We start from the raw sequence: 20351 nt of genomic DNA, 5'->3' as shown, positions 1-20351 counted from the left end.
ACAGAAGAAAAAATGTGAACTACGGCATAGAATTATATTTCTAGTTAGGTAAAGCAATATCAGCTGATTACTATGTGCGCGATTGAGCCATTGTCGATTATTTCCATTTTCGTAACTGGTTATTTGTCGACCAGATAGCAGCAAAATAAAAAAAATTGGTTGATCTTCTTGCTCTCTCGCTCAATAGTAAAAAAAGAACGACTAAATTAGCGCGGTTATTTTTATTGTTAAACCGCATATCGAATATACAGCCATCGCAATGATTGAGGACGTCAGAATCAATTATGGGTAAGTCACTTGTTATAGTGGAGTCACCAGCCAAGGCAAAAACCATCAACAAATATCTTGGTAAAGACTTTATTGTTAAGTCCAGTGTAGGTCACGTTAGAGATCTACCAACGGCAGGCCAGAGTAATGGTCAGAAGGCGGCGGCAATTTCGACAAAGGGTATGAGTCCTGAAGAAAAAGCTCGTATCAAGAAAGAGAAAGAGCAAAAAGCCCTGATTAAAAAGATGGGGATCAATCCTTATCATAATTGGGATGCTAACTATCAAATTCTTCCCGGCAAAGAAAAAGTCGTAGCAGAATTGCAAAAACTCGCCAAAGACGCTGATAACGTATATCTCGCAACCGATTTGGACCGCGAAGGAGAAGCTATCGCATGGCACCTTCGTGAGATCATCGGCGGCGATGAACAGCGATACAAGCGAGTTGTGTTTAACGAAATTACAAAAAATGCTATTCAGCAAGCATTCCAAGCGCCCGGTGAATTAAACATGGATGGCGTGAATGCACAGCAAGCACGTCGTTTTATGGACCGTGTTGTTGGCTTTATGGTTTCTCCGTTACTGTGGAAAAAAGTCGCTCGTGGACTTTCTGCAGGCCGAGTACAATCTGTTGCCGTTAAACTGCTGGTGGAACGTGAAAGAGAGATTAATGCTTTTATTCCTGAAGAGTTTTGGGACATTCACGCAGATACGAAAACAGCCGATAACACCGATTTTCGCCTTATGGTGGCGCAAAAAGCAGGTGTTAGCTTTAAGCCAGTAAACGAAGCGGAAGCAAAAGCAGCCGTTACCGTATTGCAAAACGCCAGCTACGAAGTGTGTAAGCGGGAAGATAGGCCGACCCAAAGTAAGCCATCGGCGCCGTATATCACATCTACTTTGCAGCAAGCGGCAAGTACACGACTGGGCTATGGTGTTAAGAAAACCATGATGCTTGCTCAGCGTCTGTATGAAGCGGGTTACATCACCTATATGCGTACCGACTCTACTAACCTAAGCGGAGAAGCGGTTGAGGCTGTTCGCAGCTACATTGCGGATAATTTCGGTAATAACTACCTTCCTGAAAATGCCAAAGTTTATGGCAGCAAAGCAGGTGCTCAAGAAGCGCACGAAGCGATTCGACCTTCTAGCGTTGAAGTCAAAGCGGATGATCTGCAAGGAATGGAAGCGGATGCGCATAAACTCTATGCTTTAATCTGGAATCAATTTGTTGCTTGTCAAATGACGGCGGCAAAATACGATTCAACAACTGTGAGCGTAAAAGCTGATGAGTACACCTTAAAAGCGAAGGGACGTATTCTTAAGTTTGATGGTTGGACGAAAGTTCAGCGCCCTATGGGTAAAAACGAAGACCAAATATTACCTGCGGTTCAGATTGGTGATAGCTTAAATCTAGTGGAGCTGGATCCGAAGCAGCACTTTACCAAGCCGCCAGCGCGTTTTACCGAAGCAGCTTTGGTTAAAGAGTTAGAGAAAAAAGGCATTGGCCGACCATCTACCTACGCTTCTATTATTTCTACCATTCAAGATAGAGGCTACGTTAAAGTTGATCAGCGCCGTTTCTATGCTGAGAAAATGGGTGAGATTGTTACCGATCGCCTAGATGACAGCTTTGACGACTTAATGAACTACGACTTTACTGCAAGAATGGAAGAGAAACTTGACCAGATTGCAGATGGTAAAGCGGGTTGGTTAACGGTGCTTGATGACTTCTTTAGTGATTTCTCAAATCACTTAGGTAAAGCTGAGCTAGACGTTGACGAAGGTGGCATGAGACCAAACAATATCGTTTTAACGGATATTGAGTGTCCAACTTGTAGCCGAGAAATGGGTATTCGTACCGCGTCTACAGGCGTCTTCTTAGGCTGTTCAGGCTATGCCTTGCCACCAAAAGAGCGTTGTAAGACGACGGTTAACTTAGGTGATGAAGATGGCATTATCAATGTTCTAGAAGAAGACGTTGAGACTGCGGCTTTAAGAGCCAAAAAACGTTGTCCTAAGTGTGAAACGGCTATGGATGCTTATCTTATCGATGATAAGCGGAAATTGCATGTTTGTGGTAACAACCCTAACTGTGACGGTTACGTTGTTGAGCATGGTGAGTTTCAGCTAAAAGGCTATGATGGTCCGGTGGTTGAGTGTGACAAGTGTGGAACTGATATGGTGCTTAAAAATGGCCGTTTTGGTAAGTACATGGACTGCACAAGCGAAACATGTAAGAACACACGTAAGATCTTGAGAAACGGTGAAGTGGCTCCTCCAAAAGAAGATCCGGTACATTTCCCTGAGCTTCCATGTCAAAACTCGGATGCCTACTTTGTATTGCGAGATGGGGCGTCAGGTCTGTTTATGGCAGCAAGCAACTTCCCTAAATCACGAGAAACCCGTGCTCCGTTAGTCAGTGAGTTGGTGCAATATAAAGAACGCATCTCTGAAAAGTACGCTTATCTAACCTCTGCGCCAACGGAAGACCCAGATGGTCGTCCAACGGTGGTTCGCTTTAGCCGTAAATCTAAAGAGAATTATGTTCGCTCTGAAATCGATGGAAAGCCTTCAGGCTGGACCGCTCTGTATATCGATGGCAAGTGGGAAATAACCGATAAACGCAAAAAGAAAAAGTAGTTTATTGGCAACGCAGTAAACGTTGATAGAGAAGGTGGCCATTGTGCCACCTTTTTTTACTGTTTGAATTTTGTGTAATTTCTTCTTTAGCACTATTCTCATAATTGAACTAAAAAATATGTCTAAGATTGATCTCACTCATTCTACTTTTTCGTCCAGCAAACAACTCTTCTTAATGGTAGAAGTGTTGTTATGTTTGTTCTAACTAGATGAAAGTGTGTGGAGAGGAAAGAGAAGAGATCATTCCACTAATTAGTGATTTATATGGGAGAGCAGAATGGCAGGTGTGCTAAGTATGATATTGGCGGGCGGTGAAGGCTCACGGTTGATGCCGTTAACAAGCAGTAGAACGAAACCTGCGGTGCCTTTTGGAGGTAGCTACAGGTTAATCGATTTTGTACTTAATAATTTTGTAAATGCCGATTTAATGAGGATATACGTACTCACGCAATTTAAATCACAGTCGCTGTATCTGCATATGAAAAAGGGCTGGAATTTATCCGGTATTACCGACCGTTTTATTGATACGGTCCCTGCGCAAATGCGAGACGGAAAACGCTGGTATGAAGGAACAGCGGATGCCATTTATCAGAACATCAGCTTTATTGAGTTAGCCGAACCGGAGCAAGTCTGTATTTTCGGCTCTGACCATATTTATAAGATGGACATACGCCAGATGCTCGACTTTCATCGCAGAGTATCTGCCAAGCTTACGGTTTCTGCACTGCGAATGCCTCTTTCTGAAGCGTCTCAGTTTGGCGTGATTGAAGTGGATGATAATGGCCAAATGATCGGCTTTGAAGAGAAGCCCGCTAACCCTAAGTCAATACCGGGTCATCCAGATCTAGCATTAGTATCAATGGGAAATTACATTTTTGATTGCGATCCTTTGTGTAAAGAACTGAGAGAAGATGCTGCAAATACATCATCAAGCCACGACTTTGGTAAAGATATTATCCCGAAGATGTTTAAAGAAGGGGATGTCTATGTTTATGACTTCTCAACGAATCACATCACAGGTGAAAAAGAAGCGACATATTGGCGAGATGTCGGTACGATAGACTCTTATTGGTCAGCACATATGGATTTGCTTGATACAGATCCTCAGTTTTCACTATATAACCGTAAATGGCCATTACATACGTATTTTCCTCCATTGCCGCCTGCAACGTTTGTTGATATGGATAACCATGAAACAAAAGTGACGGATAGCTTAATTGCAGGAGGAAGCTACATACAGGGATCAAGTGTCTATAAATCGGTTTTGGGCTACAGAAGTAATCTTGCTGCAGGAACAGACATTAGTGAATCTATATTGCTTGGTGATGTAAAAATAGGTTCGGAGTGTCGAATTCGTAAAACTATCATTGATAAGCATGTAGAAATTGCCCCTGGAACGGTTATAGGAGAAGATCCAGTTTTGGATGCGCAGAGATTTAGCGTATCTCCAGAAGGGATTGTTGTAATAGCTAAAGGAACAAAAGTTGGGTTCTAGAATGGAACAAATGAAAATTTGGTTTGTGGTATCTGAAGCACAAGGTTTAGTAAAGAGTGGTGGTTTAGCGGATGTGGCGAAAGCCCTTCCTAAAGCGCTACAAAATTTAGGTCATCAAGTTTCAATTGTTATCCCTGGTTATAGCGGATTACCGGGGATTTCGGAAGCAGAGACACTGCTTTCTACAGAGTTGGATTTTTGGCCTCATATTCCCTATAAAATTAAGAAACTTGAGTTAGATGGTGTGGCGGTATACGCCATTGACTGTCCTCAGTATTTTGATCGCCCAGAGCTTTATGCCGAAAACAATGTTGCTTATGCTGATAATGGTGAGCGCTTCTCTTTCTTCTCTTCTGCTTCATTGGATTGCCTTGCTAAGCTTGGCATACAACCGGATGTTGTACATGCCAATGATTGGCATACAGGGTTAGTGCCGTTCTTACTGAAAACGCGTTATCGCTATGATAAACGTTTTGATCATGTACGTAGCGTGCTCACGGTTCACAATGCCATTTTCCAAGGCATATATTCCTATGATGAGTTGAGTATCATTCCAGAGCTTAGATTGGCTGGTATGGAACATCTGCGCTACAGCCATTCTCACGTTGGTATGCTAAGAGCCGGTTTGGCTTATGCAGATAAGATCAACGCTGTCAGCCCTAACTATGCTCAGGAGCTACTGACTCCGTTGGGCTCTCATGGCTTGGTTGATGACTTTAATCGTCGTGCGGATGACCTTTGCGGTATATTGAATGGTTGCGACTATAGTGAGTGGAATCCGGAACATGATGAGTTTCTTCCTTTAAGATACTCCAGTGAAGAAAATTCCATGTTAGCGGGTAAGTTATCGGCAAAACATCTTCTGCAACAAGAAACGGATCTGGTTAAATGTGATAAGCCAATGTTTGGTATGGTTTGCCGGCTTACTCACCAGAAAGGTTTTGACTATATCCTGCCTATCTTGCGATCTTTTTTAAGTAATGATGTGCAAGTGGTTATTGTCGGTACCGGTGATCCGGATATCGCTAACGAGCTTGCAGAAATAGCCGCTGATTATCCTGATAAGTTTGCTTTTGTACAAGCGTACAGTAATCGCTTGGCTCACCTTGTTGAAGCTGGCGCAGATTTCTTTTTGATGCCGTCAGAATTTGAAGCGTGCGGTTTAAATCAGATTTATAGCATGGCTTATGGGACATTACCGATTGTTCGCGAAGTGGGTGGCTTGAAAGATACGGTGCTTGATTATGATCGTAACCCACTCAGTGCGACGGGTTTTGGTTTTCACTATCCAGACGCGAAAGACCTGCTCATTACGATGCAAAGAGCGTTGATTTTCTTCTTGCAGGATATCGACACCATGCGTGAAGTGCAGATTAGAGCGATGAGACAAGATTTTAGTTGGGAACGCTCTGCAGTAAGTTACTTAGAAATGTATCAAGCCGCATTAAATAGATAATATAATGTCTGCTGAAGTAAATAAGGGACTTTGTGCCCTTATTTACTTAATTGAAAGCTGTAGTCAACTGAGCATATATCGTATGGCGTTTCGTCAATATGAGTATGGAATAGGCCGCTATAGCTGTGATAAGCTAATTACCATTAATAGCCGATAACACTTGGAAGATATGTCAGAAGCGTTACTATTTCATAAAACTTTTCACCATCCTACCAGCAAAGATTGGGTTGTGTTTGTTCATGGTGCTGGTGGCAGTTCTTCTATCTGGTTTAAGCAGATCAAAGCCTACAAAGCTCATTTTAATCTATTGCTTATAGATTTAAGAGGGCATGGTAAATCCAATAATCTTATTAAGAATTTAATGGTTCATCATTACACGTTTAAAGATGTGACTGTTGATATACTCCAAGTTCTCGATCATCTAAAAATTCAATCTGCCCATTTTGTTGGCATGTCTCTAGGGACGATTATCGTACGTAACCTTGCTGAGTTAGCAGGAAATCGAGTACTCACCATGGTATTGGGTGGTGCTATCACGCGATTGGATGTGCGTTCTCAAGTGCTTGTACGGTTAGGTAACTCGGCGAAACATATTGTGCCCTATATGTGGTTGTACAGCTTATTTGCCTACATAGTTATGCCACAAAAGAATCAAAAAGAGTCTCGCCATCTGTTTATTCGTGAAGCCAAAAAGTTGTGTCAAAAAGAGTTTAAACGTTGGTTTATAATGGCTGCGGAAGTGAATCCTATGATGAGGTACTTTAAGGATAGAGAGTTAGCGATTCCCACGCTGTACTTAATGGGGGATAGAGACTATATGTTTATCCAACCTGTTAAAGAGATGGTGGCTTTACACCGTTACAGTTCTCTGCATGAAATCTCCAACTGTGGTCATGTTTGTAATGTGGAGAAAGCGGAAGAATTTAATGAGAAGTCGATAAACTTTATCCAACAGCAAATTCACTCCGCCTAGTATCAAACATAACAGACGTTATCTCAATATCAGCGCCTATTCAGGCGCTGACGTGCCGCAAGACCAACATAGAGCAAACTGCCCTTCGTTTCGTTCGTTACACTCTTTACACTGCCACTCAGCGGACGTAATTGGTGCTGAGCGGAATTCTTCAATAACTTGGCTCGCTAATTCTGATTTCGATAGGTCCATTAACCAGATATAAGGATCGCTATCGTCCGTTAACGGCAATTCACCTTTTAAGCTAAACACGCCATCGCCACGAACTTCTGCGGCTATGCGCTGCTGCTTTAACAGCTCACATACAATATGCGCCTCGGTGGGGTTGCCGGCAGTATATATTTTCATCGTGCTATTCTGCAGCGGGTTTGCTAGGACGAAGCTTCTTCATAATCCACTTGGCAATCACGGGGAACAAGCCAAGAAGAACAAAGGAAGCCAGAACACTTGGTGAAACAATTCCAGACAAACTGTCTATATTTGCTAACTGTGTACCAGCATTGAGGAAAACAATTGTTCCCGGAAGCATTCCTAGCTGGCTTACTAAATAGTATCGAGCCGTTGATATCGGTGTTAATCCCATAAGTAAGTTAATCAAGAAAAACGGAAACACGGGTATCAGGCGTAGTGAGAAGAGATAGAAGGGGCCGTCTTTCTCCACTCCCTGATTAATGGTCTTTAGTTTATTGCCAAATTTTCCTTGTACCCAGTCGCGCAATAAATAGCGGCTACTTAAAAAGGCCAAGGTAGCACCAATACTACTGGCAAAAGAGACTAAAACTAAGCTGGTTACAAAGCCAAACAGAGCCGCTCCAAGAAGAGTCACTACTGCCGCCCCAGGAATGGAAAATGCGGTAATAAATATATAGGCAAAAAAGTAAATTGCGGAGGCGAGTATAAAGTTGTTCTCAATGTAATCCGCAAGTAACGCTTGCTGCTCTTTGGCATTTTCGAGTGTTAAGTACTGGCCAAATTGTGTGGCTAAAATAGCAATGAGGGCAACAAGTAGTACGCCAATGATGAGTTTTTTATTCATTCTGTTTATCCAAATTATGTTCACTAGCTATTAAGACAGGAGTGACAGCAAAAAACTTTCAACACTATAAGCAAAAGGTTACTTGAGTATATAAAAATACCGCTGAACGAGTCAGCGGTATTTCACTATTTAGCCTAAGTTACAACTGTCTATTGTTAACTCAGCGCCTGCATTAACTCCGCACGTCTCTCTTGCGAAATAACAGACCAGTGAGTGCCGTTTAAAGCGCCTTCTAAAGCCCACAAAAGTTCTAAATTAACGGTGTCGGGGTGGCTTGATTGAATGGCTTTATAGGCTCCTACCGCACCGACGGTTCTAAGATCGACGACTGATGTAATGCCTGCTTTCTTAAGCATACGTTCTGTACCTAAGCGTAGGTTAGGTAGATCTTTAAGTCTTGTCGGTTTTTCCTCTGCGTGAGAGGATTTTTCATTTCTTGCATGCTCTAATGCAAACGACGCGATAGTGATTATCTGCTCAGTGTCGTCCCACATTTCATTAGGCAAGGCAAAATATTTAGTAACGACAGGAAAACCACGCTTTTTATAAACATATGGCTTATAGCCAGCTGTTTTAAATTGATCGGTGGTGATGTCATTTGCTCGTATATGAAGGGAGTCTTGTACAACGAGAGCAAACATTATCTCGTCTACAAAAATACCAAACCCACCAAACATTGAACGTGATTTGACTTTACCAAATTGTTCAAATAGTTGTAGTGAGTTTTTAAGTACTGGTTTATCCATCTGCTTAGTCTCGGGTTAGAAAGTTGCATCAACCAATTCAGTACCGAGAAATTAACAACGGCAAAGGATGTTCTTGTCAAAAACAAGTAAATAATCCATTTTATCGTCGCCAATTCGTCTTCGGCAACCCCGCTACCTTTCAAAAATGTTAAGGCCGGAGGCTTTGCGTCCCATCTTTTCAAATGGTTTGCCCTGATCGTGACATGTTAAATATAGTCAAAATTTGAACAAAGATCACTTACTGGCTTTCTTAATGTGATCTTACTCTCATTTTGGTTTTTGCTCAATTACCTATTCGTTGCTGTGTAAATAGCACTTGAATTTGTGGTGCGTAAACTCGGCACTGGTGGAATTACTTATCTACAGTGCCTAATTTTTGTTATTTAATGCTTTTAACGCTGTCACGTACGACTAATTCAGGCTGCATTTCGAATACACGTTTTTCATGTTCTTTGTTTTTAATGCGAGCTAACAAAATTTCGAAAGCTGTTTTACCTACGCGACGTTTAGGCTGGTGGATAGTCGTTAAAGGTGGAGAGAAATAGGCCGCCAGATCGATATTGTCGTATCCAATGACTGAGATATCTTCTGGAATTCTCATCCCTTCACGTTGTAATCGGCTCATCAAACCTAGTGCCATAGTATCGTTAAAGCAGAATACGGCGGTTGGTTTGTCGTCCATAGCTAAGATTTTGTCTGCGGCCTCAACGGCAGTATCACACTCAAAGTTGCCTTCAAGAATCTTGCTCTGGTCAAATGGAATACCATTCTCTTCTAGTGCACGGCGATAGCCTTGAGAGCGTTCAATGCAGAGTTTCTTATCAAAGTGCCCACTTAAACAAGCGATATTGGTGTGACCGTTCTCAATAAGATATTTGGTCGCGATGTATCCGCCTTCTTCTGAGTTGTCGATAATTTTATCGGACACTTCGTTAGATTTTGACTCGCCATGACCCCAATCCATGACGACTTTTGGGATCGTGCCATGAGCATCCAACATCTCTTGTAATTCATCTGTGAAATCCGAACAGAGAATAAACATGCCATCGACGCGCTTCTCAGCCAGCATGCGTATATAGTCTCTCTGCTTCTCATAAATGCCACCCGTGTTACAAAGAATTAAGGTATAACCTTGGCGGTAACAATAGCTTTCAACACCATCGACAATCTCACCCAAAAATGGGTTTGTTGATTGCGTAACGAGCATGCCAATAGTTCGGGTGGTATTACATTTTAAACTTCTTGCTACTGCACTTGGGGCGTAGTTAAGTTCTTTTACTGCATCCATTACTTTCTGCTGAGTTGTTTCGGCAACAAATCGCGTTTTATTAATTACATGGGATACTGTGGTGGTGGATACACCTGCTATGCGTGCTACGTCTTTAATGGTGGCCATAAGCTTTCCTATTACTCTGATGCTTTAATAAATGTGCAGACAACTATTAAAATCATCAATATTTGCGCTGGAAACACAAAAAACCGCTAGTCAATAGCGGTTTACATTTACATTAGTTCTAATCGTTTGCGTCGATATTTTAGCTTTTTTTCTTGCCAATAACAAAGTATTCACCTTAATTTATTGGTTTTTGATCACATTTGCTTATGGATCATTCACCAGATAGGTAGGCGCAATCGAGTTGACAGAAACTGACTAGTAGTTCTGAGACGCTGGCATAAAAACCAAACTCATCAAACTCAACACATTTTTTACTAAATTGTGGGAACCAGCTTAAAAGATATTTTTCTATAAACTCTTTCTGTTCTAGTAGTGCTTTATCGATATGTTCCAGTTTTTCTAGTTCATTACTACGGATAATCATATTACCTAAGAAATCCAGTTCAATCGCGATATGATCGGCAGGTTCATTTAAGCCTTTTTTTACATCAACGCCATGATCAAGCATTAGCTGCTGCATCTCTTGTGCCGGTTTATCATTAAGAAGCTTTTGTTCTCCAATATAGATTGAAGCGTAGGGTAGAGCTCCCGTTTTATCTGTTGTTAAAAATAGCCCACAAAAATCAGCGGCTAGTTCTAGTTCAACATCTGGGCGATCTTGAAGTCGGTTTAACGCATCTACCAATTTGTCGATTGACGGTTTAAGAACGTCATTCTCTCCTAAACCGGTTAAGAACGAACGAATTTCAGCCGAGTGGTAAGCTTGAAGATCTTGTTCTGTTAGTTCTTTGGCGAAGATGCTGGAAAGCCACCAATAGATTTCTGCTCTCTTTTCGTTAAACGCCTTTGTCTCTTCCATCTCTTAATTCCTAAATAAATAACCTTGGTATAATTGTATGCAAAAAATATGAATAGAACTAACTTAAATTATGAAAAAATATGATAAAAAATAGTAAATAATTAACGCAAGGTCAAATACTTGCTCTCTGTCAACAAAAATCAAAAAACAGCATCAATTTTTTAATCTAAGCTAGAATTGTTAATAAATATAAATAGAATGCATCTTAACGAAGGAATAATAAAAGTCATGGTTATGAGCAGTCACGTATTAGTAGTTGAAGATGATGTAGTTACCCGAAGTAAATTAGTCGGGTATTTCCAAAATGAAGGTTACCAAGTAAGTGAAGCTGAAAACGGTGATAGCATGAGAGCGGTTCTACAGGAACACCGTATTGACTTGGTCATGCTTGATATAAACCTTCCTGGAGAAGATGGTTTGATGTTGACGAGAGAGCTTCGCACTCAATCAGACATCGGAATTATTCTTGTTACAGGACGCACCGATAGCATAGATAAAATTGTTGGCTTGGAGATGGGCGCTGACGATTATGTCACGAAACCCTTTGAGTTACGGGAGTTGCTGGTACGAGTTAAGAATCTGTTATGGCGTATTTCTCTTGTTCGTAACCCTCCTTCGGAAGCGGAAAAAGAGGAGAACTCAGAGTTTTTAGTTCATTTCGGTGAGTGGGTATTTGATATTCAACGTCGAGCTCTAAGCAAAGATGGTATCCCAGTTAAGTTGACTAAGGCAGAGTATGAGTTGTTAGTTGCTCTCTCTTCTAATTCAAACAAAGTGCTCAGTCGTGATCGTATTTTAAATATGATTAGCCATCGTGTCGATGCGCCAAATGATAGAACCATAGATGTATTGATAAGACGTCTTAGAGCCAAAATGGAATATGACCCTAAAAACCCGCAAATATTTGTTACCGTACATGGTGAAGGTTATATGTTTGCAGGAGATTGATAGTAAACATTAATAAATTAATATAATTATTAATAAAAACCGAGGTATTAACCTCGGTTTTTTTGTTTGAAATTGAGAAGTAGAACAGAAATTAAATTTTTACCAGCCACTAAATAGAAAAAAAAAGAGCAATAGCGAGATAAATTGTGTGACTCAAGTAAAACTCCTACAGCTTATCCGCTAAAAAAACTGCCTATCTTTTGCTGCTCAACAGACCTTAATGCCCTTGTTTAAGACACCTACTCTGGTTGAGTGACCGTTGCTTCCGGTGCTGTAACCGTTGGCGAATCCATAATAGAGTCTCGAATATGGCTCCACCAGACACCAAGCTTTTCGTGCCAGTATCGTTCTGTCTGTTCTAAATATCGAGCTTGTGGGGTGAACTTAACCCAAGGCTGATTTATTTTAGATTGAGCTAGGTAGTTGGTTGGTGCCGGGATGGGTTCTAATCCAGCAGATTCAAACTCCATTAGAGCACGCTTCATGTGGCTAGCCGATGTGACTAAGACCAACTCCCTCTGTTTGATGAAGGCTGCGGCTTGTCTCGCTTCTTCCCAAGTATCTTTTGCGGTTTCTAGCAAGATGATATCTGGTTTAGCGACCCCAAGTGCTAGCGCGACCTTTGCCATCATTTTTGCATGACTAAACTCTGCGCCACCAGCGTAGCCCGATAGAATCAATTTGGCGCCGGGAAACATTCTAATAATGCGTATACCTTCTGTTAAACGCATTAATGCTGTCCTACTTAGTTCCGACGTTGGAGGAATCTGGTCATCAACAACATGACCACTGCCCAGTACCATCACATAATCGATGCTTCGATCTGTAGGTAAAAAGGCTGTGTATTCTCGTTCCATTGGCATCAATAGGCGTGTAGAAAGGGGTTGAAATGAAACGAGGAAGATCCCTGTTAAAGAAAGGAATACAAACAGAACACCGAATCGGTGTCTCTGCGTGAACATAATCAATGCTAAGCCTAAAAAACCAACAATTAATAACGCAGGCAGGGGCATTGATAGAGACGATAATATTTTTTTCAGCTCAAACATACTTAAATAGTCCGAAAAACCATCACTTAGTTGTAAAAACTCAGCATAACCCTTTATTCCTGTCATTCCTATGCCAGAATAGGCAACAAAATTGAAAAATGATAACTCAGACAGCGTGATAGAAGACCGTAACTTCGATGACATCGCAGATAAATTTGCCAAGAACATCTATGGATCAGAAAAAGGCGACATTCGCCAGACTATAGTTTGGCAGGATTTAATGGATGCGATACAACAATTTGACCAGAGCAAAACCCCTCTCCACATACTTGATGCAGGGGGAGGTTTAGCGCAGATGTCGCAAAAACTGGCGCTACTTGGTCACCGAGTCACTTTGTGTGACATCTCCTCAGAGATGTTGACGTTAGCAAAGCAAGAGATAGAGAAAAACCAACTGTCTGCGCAGTACCGTTTTAACCACTCTCCGGTTCAAGAGTTGCCGACTCAGTTGAGCGACAAAGCTGATATGGTTCTATTTCACGCGGTGATGGAGTGGTTAGCTGAACCAAAACATGCATTGGAGACTGTACTTAATCAGATAAAACCTAATGGCGTAGCGTCGATTATGTTTTATAACCATCATGGCTTAGTTTTCAAAAATGTTATCTGTGGCAACATTCCTCATATTTTACAAGGGATGCCGCATAGAAAACGATTTAAGTTACAACCACAAAAAGGACTGCTTCCGGAACAGGTTTATCAATGGATTGAAGACGCCGGATTTGAAATATGTGGTAAATCAGGAATTCGTTCATTTCATGACTATATTGGCAATATGGAATACATGGGCGATTTTCAATTTGAAGATGTATTGGAGCTTGAAAAAAGGCTTTGTAGACAAGAACCATACCTCTCCCTTGGTCGATACATTCACGTGTGGGCGAAGAAAAAAGACAGTTAGATAGGAACAACAGTGAGCAATAAAGAATTTGCTATTACCGATCAACCCATTGATGAAGTGGTGGATTGGGTAAAGCAACATGATTTCTCATTGAATCTCTCTAGTGAACGTTTAGCGTTTTTAATCGCTATTTCGCTATTAGGGAGCACAAAATTTGATGAAGAACTGGGTGAAGGTGAGCTGCATGACGCGTTCAACATTGTCACCCAAAAGTATAAGCAGGACTCTGAGTTAATTTCATTTAGAGCAAATAACGCCATTAATGAGTTAGTTAGCCAGAGATTGATCAGTCGTTTTACCAGTGAAATCAATTCCGCCGCGAGTATTTACAGGCTTTCTCCTTTAGGAGTAAGCATCACCGACTATTATGTAAGACATCGAGAATTCTCCCAATTAAAGCTTTCAATTCAACTTTCGATGGTTGCCAATGAGATGGCCAAAGTACTTGATGCCGCAAAAGATGGTGAAGACGCGGAGTATTGGAGAAAAAATGTTTATGGAGTACTAAGGTATTCCGTTGGAGAAATTTTTGACCAGATAGATTTAAATCAACGTGTAATGGATGAACAGCAGCAAGAGATAAAAGCGCAAATTGCTCAACTGTTAAATCAAAATTGGCGAGAAGCGATTAGCCAGTGTGAAGTACTGTTAACCGCAACGTCTGATAATTTGGTTGAGCTGCAAAACACGCTTCAAGCTGCCAGTGATCAGTTACAAAGCCAACTGCTTGATGTCCAAGATACGATCTATTTAAGACATGATCTTGAGTTTATTGAACAAGCCCTTTTCTCATTGCAGATGAAGTTAGACCGAATCATACGCTGGGGACAACAAGCGATTGATCTCTGGATTGGTTATGACCGCCATGTACACAAATTTATTCGTACTGCTATTGATATGGACCAGAATCGAGCCTTTAGTCAGCGGTTGAGGCAATCAATAAAAGCCTACTTGCAAGAGCCGTGGTTATTGACCTACGCCAGCGCAGAAAAACTGCATGATCTACGTGATGAAGATATGGTGCTACGTAATGATGAAGTCACCGGATTTGTGCCGCAAGAGGTGGAATTTGAAGACGTTCAACAGGTGCATGATGATCTGTCATTACGAATTGCGGAAATGTTACAGCGCTTCAAGCAACATAAAGAGGATATAGATTTAGCCAAAGTGCTTAAAGAGTACTTGCTTCAACATCCTCATACTCATCATTTTGATTTAGCCAGAATTATTATTGATCAAGCGGTGAAGTTGGGTTACTCCGAATCAGATTACCAAGCGATTCAGCCTAACTGGACAGATATCAACAATTTTGGAGCAAAGGTACAAGCGAATGTCATCGACAGATTTTGATGAATACATGTCAGTGAAACTGGCAAAAGTAATTTCTAACCCTCTTTTTCCGACGCTTGATAGTGCGTTAAGAGCAGGAAGGCATATTTCTAGTGATGATTTAGATAATCACTCACTATTGACCGATTTTGAATCGGAACTGGTTGGATTTTACCAGCGTTACAATACGGAACTGGTTAAAGCGCCAGAAGGCTTCTTCTATTTAAGGCCTCGTAACGCTTCATTAATAGGACGAAGTGTATTAACGGAACTCGACATGTTGGTGGGTAAAGTGTTGTGTTATCTCTATTTAAGCCCAGAACGCCTTGCCAATGAAGGCATTTTTAGCCATCACGATCTCTATGAAGAGTTGTTGTCATTAAGCGACGAGAAAAAACTTATAAAGCTAGTGACCAACAGAGCGACAGGCTCTGACTTGGACAGAGAAAAACTGTTTGAAAAGGTGAGAACGTCATTAAGACGATTAAAGAAAATTGGCATGGTTCACTCAATGGGTGAAGAAGGAAAATTTATTATCAGTGAAGCCGTATTCCGCTTTGGCGCAGATGCACGTTTAGGGGATGATCTGCAACAAGCACAAATAAGACTAATCAAAGATGGCGAAGCCGTTGTTGAAAAAAAAGTTGAAAAACAACCTGAACAACCAAGTGATACAGATGAGGCGCTAGCATGATTGAAAGAGGTAAATATCAATCGTTAACCATGATTAACTGGAATGGTTTTTTTGCTAGAACATTTGATATTGATAACTTAGTGACAACCTTATCTGGAGGCAATGGTGCTGGAAAATCCACCACTATGGCGGCATTTATTACCGCTTTAATTCCAGATCAAAGTTTACTGCACTTTAGAAATACTACTGAAGCTGGGAGCTCGCAAGCATCAAAAGACAAAGGTCTGTTTGGTAAGTTGCAGCCAGGTGTCTGTTTTTCTGTGTTAGACATTGTTAACTCGCGCCAGCAACGTATTTTGTTTGGTGTTAAGTTGCAGCAGGTCGCAGGAAGAGATAAGAAAGTCGATATAAAACCATTTGTTATTCAAGGGCTGGATAAAGACATTCGGCCAACGGACATTCTGATAGAGTCGCTGTCAGGATCACAAGCAAGAGTGAAAGCGTTACCTGAGATAAAGCAGCATATCAGCACCTTGGAACAGGTGAGCTTCAAAGCCTTTAATTCGGTTGCTGAGTATCACTCGCAGATGTTTGATATGGGTGTTTTACCTAAGAAACTTCGCAACAGTGGCGATCGCTCTAAGTTTTATCGTCTTATTGAAGCGTCTCTGTATGGGGGCATTTCAAGTGCGATCACTCGATCTCTGCGCGACTATTTATTGCCTCAAAACGGTGGCGTTAAAAAAGCATTTCAAGACATGGAGTCGGCACTTCGTGAGAATCGCTTAACATTAGAAGCCATCAAAACTACCCAAGCAGATCGTGATCTGTTTAAGCATTTAATTACCGAATCTACCAACTATGTTGCTTCTGATTATATGCGTAATGCCAATGACAGGAAAAACAATATTGACCAGATACTGTCGCTACGCGGTGAGCTATTTTCGACCAAAAAGCAGATCATTGAACAGAACAACAACTTTAATCAGATAGAGCTGTCGTTAGAGAAATGGGTCGAGAAAGAGTCCACTTTAGAGCAAGAGCAGCAATCAGCATCTGAGTTTTTACAACTCGTACAAAATGCCATTCGACAAAAAGAGAAAATCGATAAGTATCAACAGGATTTAGAACAGTTAAGTGAGAAGGTACAAGAACAAGCGTTAGTTGTAGAAGAGGTCAATGAGCAAGTTGAACAGATTGAAGAGAAGATGCTGCTGGCGGAAAACGATGTGGATAGTTTGCAGTCGCAACTTGCGGATTACCAGCAAGCGTTAGATGTTCAGCAGACACGTGCTCTTCAATATCAACAAGCGATGGAAGCATTAACCAAGGCTATTCAATTAACAGAAGAGTCACAGCTAGAGGCCGCAAATGCGAAAACTCATTTAGCCCATTACAAACAGCTAGAACAGAGCAAAACGGCGCTGTTACTTGAAGTAAAACATAAGCTTGATGTTGCCTCTGCCCAATCGGAAAAATTTGAAAAAGGCTATGAGTTGCTTTGCTCAATCCAAGGTGACGCCAGCCGTGATAATGCCGCTGATATTGCAAAAGAGTGGTTAAGCAAGCTTAACAAAATGGAAGCTGAGTTGGAGAATGAGTCTGGCTGGAGAGCGATTCAACAACAACTAAAAAGTGACATTGAAAAGCAAGCCAACGCCAAACGGCTGTGTGAAAAATATCACTCTCTCACGGAGATTGAGTTAACAAACAGTGATGTGGTTGAACAACAAAATAGTCAACATCAAAATTCAATAGAGAAAGCGCAACAGACCCATCAGCGCCTTAGAGACAATAAGGCCGAGTTAACTCGAAACATTAACCAGATTGATGAAGAGATTGATCGTTTGGTTTCTATCGCACCTCGGTGGATAGAGGCGAACAGTGCTAGGTTAAAACTAGAAGAGCAGAGCGGACTAGCATTAACCTCCAGCCATGTCGTATTACAACAGATGCAAAAGCTGATGGAACAGGAAACGACACAAGTCCAACGAAAGGATCAGTTGGCAGCTCAACGAGACAGGATCGATGCAGAAGTTGAAAAGCTGGCGTTGCCGGGGAACTCAGATGACGCCAGACTCAAAGAGATTGCAGAGACGATTGGTGGGGTACTATTATCGGAAATTTATGATGATATTGCTGTAGAAGACGCGCCCTATTTTAGTGCTATGTACGGGCCTGCGCGCCACGCGATTGTGGTACCGGATTTAACGGATATCAAAAGCAAGTTGCTGTCTGTCACCGATTGCCCTGAAGATATTTATATTATTCAAGGAGAGCCTGATGCATTTGATGATACCTCTTTTGCGGTAGAAGAGCTGCAAGGGGCGGTATGTGTTCAGTTTAGTGATAGGCAAATGCGTTACTCACGCATTCCTGAAATGTCTCTTTTTGGTCGTGCTGCGCGAGAGCAACGCGTACAACAGCTACGTGACGACCGAGCGGAAATTGTAGAACAGCATGCAAGTGTGGCGTTTGATGCGCAAAAGCTTTCGCGTTTGTATCTTGGCTTTAGCCAGTTTGTAGAAAATCATATTCAAATCGCTTTTGAGCAAGATCCAGACAAAGCGCGTAACGACCGTAGCAATGACAAGAAGCAATTTACTCGACAGTTAGCTGAAATTGAACAGCAAGAGAAACAGCTTGTTTCACAGATGTCGTTAGACAAGCAAGCGTTACATCTTTTGGCCGCTGTTCAGCCAATATATGCCATGCTGGCTAATCAAGCGTTGTCGATTAGCTATTCTGAAAATGAAGAGAAGTTAGCCAGTTTGCAGCAAAGCAGAGGTTTTATCACTCAGCATAAAAGGTCGATTTTAGATCTTAAGCCGCTTATAGCTTCACTTGAAGTTGACCCAGGTCAGTTGGATGGCTTGGATTCCAACTATCAACAACTAGAAGATGAGTTAAAACAGGTTAAAGCACAGATTTTTGCTATCGAAGATGTGTGTAAACGTAGCAGCCATTTTAGCTACTCTGACTCAGCCAATATGTTAGAGACCAGCAGTGAATTAAGCGAACAGCTCACCAAAAAACTGGCAGAAGCAGAACTACTGAGAAGTAAATACCGAGAATCGGCCAAGTCTATTCGTCATCAAGCCAGTCAGTATAACCAAGTGTTTGTCTCATTAAAGAGTGCCTATCAAGCTAAGTCAGAAACCGTCAGCGAGTTTTTAAACGAGTTTAACGAGTTTGGTGTTGCTGTTGAGCATGGTACGGAGCAGAGAGCCAGTGAAAATAAACAGCTACTAACTGAACAGCTACAAGCGTCAAGACAGGAAATCGCCCAACTGGGTAAAGATGCTACCGCGATAGAGTTTACCATTAAAAGTTTAATGAAAAAGCGTAACAAGACAGAGAAAGCATATGTTGAGTTACGTTCATTGGTTGTTGTCGCTAAGTCGGGTTGGTGCAACGTGCTTCATCTTGCTAAAGAGAATGATGTTCAAAGGCGGCTTTACCGTCGTGAACTCGCGTATAAGTCAGCAGGAGAGTTAAGATCCATGTCTGATAAATCTCTTGGTGCCTTACGACTCGCGGTTGCGGACAATGAATCTTTAAGAGATGCATTGAGGCTGTCAGAGGACAGTGCTTACCCTGAACGCAAAGTGATGTTCTACATTGCGGTATATCAACATCTAAAAGAGCGTATTCGACAGGACATTATCCATACTGATGATCCGGTAGAAGCGATTGAGGAGATGGAGATAGAGTTAGCACGTTTGGCTGAAGAGTTATCTCAGCGAGAGAGCCGTCTCTCCATCAGTTCTGAATCCGTTGCCAATATTATTAAGAAGACCATTGTCAGAGAGCAGAATCGAATAAGAATGCTAAACCAAGGCTTATCTAATATTAACTTTGGTCAAGTGAAAGGGGTTCGTCTGAATGTCAATATTCGTGAAAGCCACCAGATATTGTTAACCAGCTTAGAGCAGCAACAACAACAGCATAAAGATCTGTTTGAGAGCCACCGTCTTACGTTCTCTGAAGCAATGGCGAAAATGTTTAAGCGGGTGAACCCTCATATCGATATGGGACAGCGTTCGCCACAACTTTTGGGTGAGGAGCTATTAGATTATCGTAACTACCTAGAGTTAAGCGTTGAAGTTAATCGTGGTACCGATGGTTGGTTACAAGCTGAGTCAGGTGCTCTCTCCACTGGTGAAGCGATAGGGACCGGACAATCCATTTTGCTGATGGTCACTCAAAGCTGGGAAGAAGAGTCTCGTCGTTTAAGAAGTAAAGATATTATTCCGTGTCGTCTGCTGTTTCTGGATGAAGCAGCACGACTAGATAGTAAATCTATTTCTACCCTGTTTGAGTTGTGTGATCGTCTTGATATGCAGTTATTGATTGCGGCTCCAGAAAATATTAGCCCTGAGAAAGGAACCACCTATAAACTGGTTCGTAAAATCTTTAAAGACCATGAACATGTTCATGTTGTTGGTTTGAGGGGATTTGGACAAACCGTCGAGCATGACAACCACGCTGCTTAACTTATTTTTGCGGCTAGCTCAGAGAGTTTTGTCTGAATAGACTGTAAATACAACGCCGGTGCAATCGCACTGGCGTTTTTCTCTGCCACTCTTTATTTGTCTTGGTTGCCGCGTTTTCTCTGCT

General features: G+C 41.7%; 15 protein-coding genes and 1 riboswitch. Of the genes, 9 read left to right on the top strand and 6 right to left on the bottom strand.

All coding sequences use genetic code 11. The features are described 5' to 3' along the window. Positions 1-284 precede the first annotated feature (284 nt). The 4 genes from topA (at position 285) to CHJ_RS08850 (ending at position 6833) form a co-directional block, all read left to right on the top strand. Positions 285-2909: a type I DNA topoisomerase gene (gene topA / locus CHJ_RS08865; protein ID WP_171754591.1), complete on the top strand. Its 2625-nt coding sequence runs from the start codon at positions 285-287 to the stop codon at positions 2907-2909. A gap of 277 nt (positions 2910-3186) precedes the next feature. Beyond that, positions 3187-4404 (top strand): glucose-1-phosphate adenylyltransferase, encoded by a 1218-nt coding sequence (gene glgC / locus CHJ_RS08860; protein WP_171754590.1) that lies wholly within the window; start codon positions 3187-3189, stop codon positions 4402-4404. Position 4405: 1 nt separating this feature from the next. Next, positions 4406-5860 (top strand): glycogen synthase GlgA, encoded by a 1455-nt coding sequence (gene glgA / locus CHJ_RS08855; RefSeq protein ID WP_171754589.1) that lies wholly within the window; start codon positions 4406-4408, stop codon positions 5858-5860. Between the two features lie 169 nt (positions 5861-6029). Continuing rightward, positions 6030-6833: an alpha/beta fold hydrolase gene (locus CHJ_RS08850; protein WP_171754587.1), complete on the top strand. Its 804-nt coding sequence runs from the start codon at positions 6030-6032 to the stop codon at positions 6831-6833. 36 nt (positions 6834-6869) lie between these two features. On the opposite strand, the gene CHJ_RS08845 is transcribed toward CHJ_RS08850, so the two are convergent. The 5 genes from CHJ_RS08845 to torD all read right to left on the bottom strand — a co-directional run bounded on the left by CHJ_RS08845 (position 6870) and on the right by torD (position 10870). Then, positions 6870-7181, bottom strand: a complete 312-nt coding sequence (locus CHJ_RS08845; RefSeq protein WP_171754586.1) for a DUF2007 domain-containing protein — start codon at positions 7179-7181, stop codon at positions 6870-6872. A gap of 4 nt (positions 7182-7185) precedes the next feature. After that, positions 7186-7869: a TVP38/TMEM64 family protein gene (locus tag CHJ_RS08840; RefSeq protein ID WP_171754585.1), complete on the bottom strand. Its 684-nt coding sequence runs from the start codon at positions 7867-7869 to the stop codon at positions 7186-7188. A 155-nt stretch (positions 7870-8024) separates the two neighbouring features. Then, a complete protein-coding gene (locus CHJ_RS08835; protein WP_317917484.1) occupies positions 8025-8615 on the bottom strand; it encodes a TfoX/Sxy family DNA transformation protein in 591 nt (196 codons plus the stop codon). 119 nt (positions 8616-8734) lie between these two features. Then, a riboswitch (cyclic di-GMP riboswitch) is annotated at positions 8735-8817 on the bottom strand. A gap of 177 nt (positions 8818-8994) precedes the next feature. Continuing rightward, positions 8995-10011 carry a substrate-binding domain-containing protein gene (locus CHJ_RS08830; RefSeq protein ID WP_171754583.1) on the bottom strand — a complete coding sequence of 339 codons (1017 nt, stop codon included), beginning with the start codon at positions 10009-10011 and terminating at the stop codon, positions 8995-8997. A gap of 211 nt (positions 10012-10222) precedes the next feature. After that, positions 10223-10870, bottom strand: a complete 648-nt coding sequence (gene torD / locus CHJ_RS08825) for a molecular chaperone TorD (protein WP_317917483.1) — start codon at positions 10868-10870, stop codon at positions 10223-10225. Between the two features lie 234 nt (positions 10871-11104). On the opposite strand from torD, the gene torR reads away from it, so the two are divergent. Further along, positions 11105-11818, top strand: a complete 714-nt coding sequence (gene torR, locus CHJ_RS08820) for a two-component system response regulator TorR (protein WP_317917482.1) — start codon at positions 11105-11107, stop codon at positions 11816-11818. A gap of 239 nt (positions 11819-12057) precedes the next feature. Here torR and elyC read toward each other — a convergent pair whose 3' ends face one another. Beyond that, the gene (gene elyC / locus CHJ_RS08815) at positions 12058-12933 is read right to left on the bottom strand and encodes an envelope biogenesis factor ElyC (RefSeq protein WP_411861541.1); all 876 of its coding nucleotides are present in this window, start codon (positions 12931-12933) and stop codon (positions 12058-12060) included. A 49-nt stretch (positions 12934-12982) separates the two neighbouring features. Between elyC and cmoM the strand changes: the two genes are divergently transcribed. From cmoM to mukB, 4 genes are read left to right on the top strand one after another with little or no spacing between them, the layout of a single operon-like run. Further along, entirely contained in the window at positions 12983-13768 is a 786-nt protein-coding gene (cmoM, locus tag CHJ_RS08810) for a tRNA uridine 5-oxyacetic acid(34) methyltransferase CmoM (RefSeq protein ID WP_317918099.1), read from the top strand. A 12-nt stretch (positions 13769-13780) separates the two neighbouring features. After that, entirely contained in the window at positions 13781-15118 is a 1338-nt protein-coding gene (gene mukF / locus CHJ_RS08805) for a chromosome partition protein MukF (protein WP_171754580.1), read from the top strand. Beyond that, positions 15099-15791: a chromosome partition protein MukE gene (gene mukE, locus CHJ_RS08800; RefSeq protein WP_317917481.1), complete on the top strand. Its 693-nt coding sequence runs from the start codon at positions 15099-15101 to the stop codon at positions 15789-15791. The genes mukF and mukE overlap by 20 nt, the downstream gene beginning before the upstream one ends. Further along, positions 15788-20227, top strand: a complete 4440-nt coding sequence (gene mukB, locus CHJ_RS08795; RefSeq protein WP_317917480.1) for a chromosome partition protein MukB — start codon at positions 15788-15790, stop codon at positions 20225-20227. Before mukE ends, mukB begins: the two co-directional genes overlap by 4 nt. The last annotated feature ends 124 nt before the right edge of the window (positions 20228-20351 follow it).

The organism is Vibrio sp. MACH09 (assembly GCF_033238805.1).
Lineage (GTDB): Bacteria > Pseudomonadota > Gammaproteobacteria > Enterobacterales > Vibrionaceae > Vibrio.
Note: the sequence above shows the minus strand (reverse complement) of the source record. Positions and strands in the feature narration are given on the sequence as shown.

Bases quoted from the DNA above. Each gene is read 5' to 3' on its own strand.
- topA (WP_171754591.1), top strand. From the start codon at position 285: ATGGGTAAGTCACTTGTTATAGTGGAGTCACCAGCCAAGGCAAAAACC.
- glgC (WP_171754590.1), top strand. From the start codon at position 3,187: ATGGCAGGTGTGCTAAGTATGATATTGGCGGGCGGTGAAGGCTCACGG.
- glgA (WP_171754589.1), top strand. From the start codon at position 4,406: ATGGAACAAATGAAAATTTGGTTTGTGGTATCTGAAGCACAAGGTTTA.
- CHJ_RS08850 (WP_171754587.1), top strand. From the start codon at position 6,030: ATGTCAGAAGCGTTACTATTTCATAAAACTTTTCACCATCCTACCAGC.
- CHJ_RS08845 (WP_171754586.1), bottom strand. From the start codon at position 7,181: ATGAAAATATATACTGCCGGCAACCCCACCGAGGCGCATATTGTATGT.
- CHJ_RS08840 (WP_171754585.1), bottom strand. From the start codon at position 7,869: ATGAATAAAAAACTCATCATTGGCGTACTACTTGTTGCCCTCATTGCT.
- CHJ_RS08835 (WP_317917484.1), bottom strand. From the start codon at position 8,615: ATGGATAAACCAGTACTTAAAAACTCACTACAACTATTTGAACAATTT.
- CHJ_RS08830 (WP_171754583.1), bottom strand. From the start codon at position 10,011: ATGGCCACCATTAAAGACGTAGCACGCATAGCAGGTGTATCCACCACC.
- torD (WP_317917483.1), bottom strand. From the start codon at position 10,870: ATGGAAGAGACAAAGGCGTTTAACGAAAAGAGAGCAGAAATCTATTGG.
- torR (WP_317917482.1), top strand. From the start codon at position 11,105: ATGAGCAGTCACGTATTAGTAGTTGAAGATGATGTAGTTACCCGAAGT.
- elyC (WP_411861541.1), bottom strand. From the start codon at position 12,933: ATGACAGGAATAAAGGGTTATGCTGAGTTTTTACAACTAAGTGATGGT.
- mukE (WP_317917481.1), top strand. From the start codon at position 15,099: ATGTCATCGACAGATTTTGATGAATACATGTCAGTGAAACTGGCAAAA.
- mukB (WP_317917480.1), top strand. From the start codon at position 15,788: ATGATTGAAAGAGGTAAATATCAATCGTTAACCATGATTAACTGGAAT.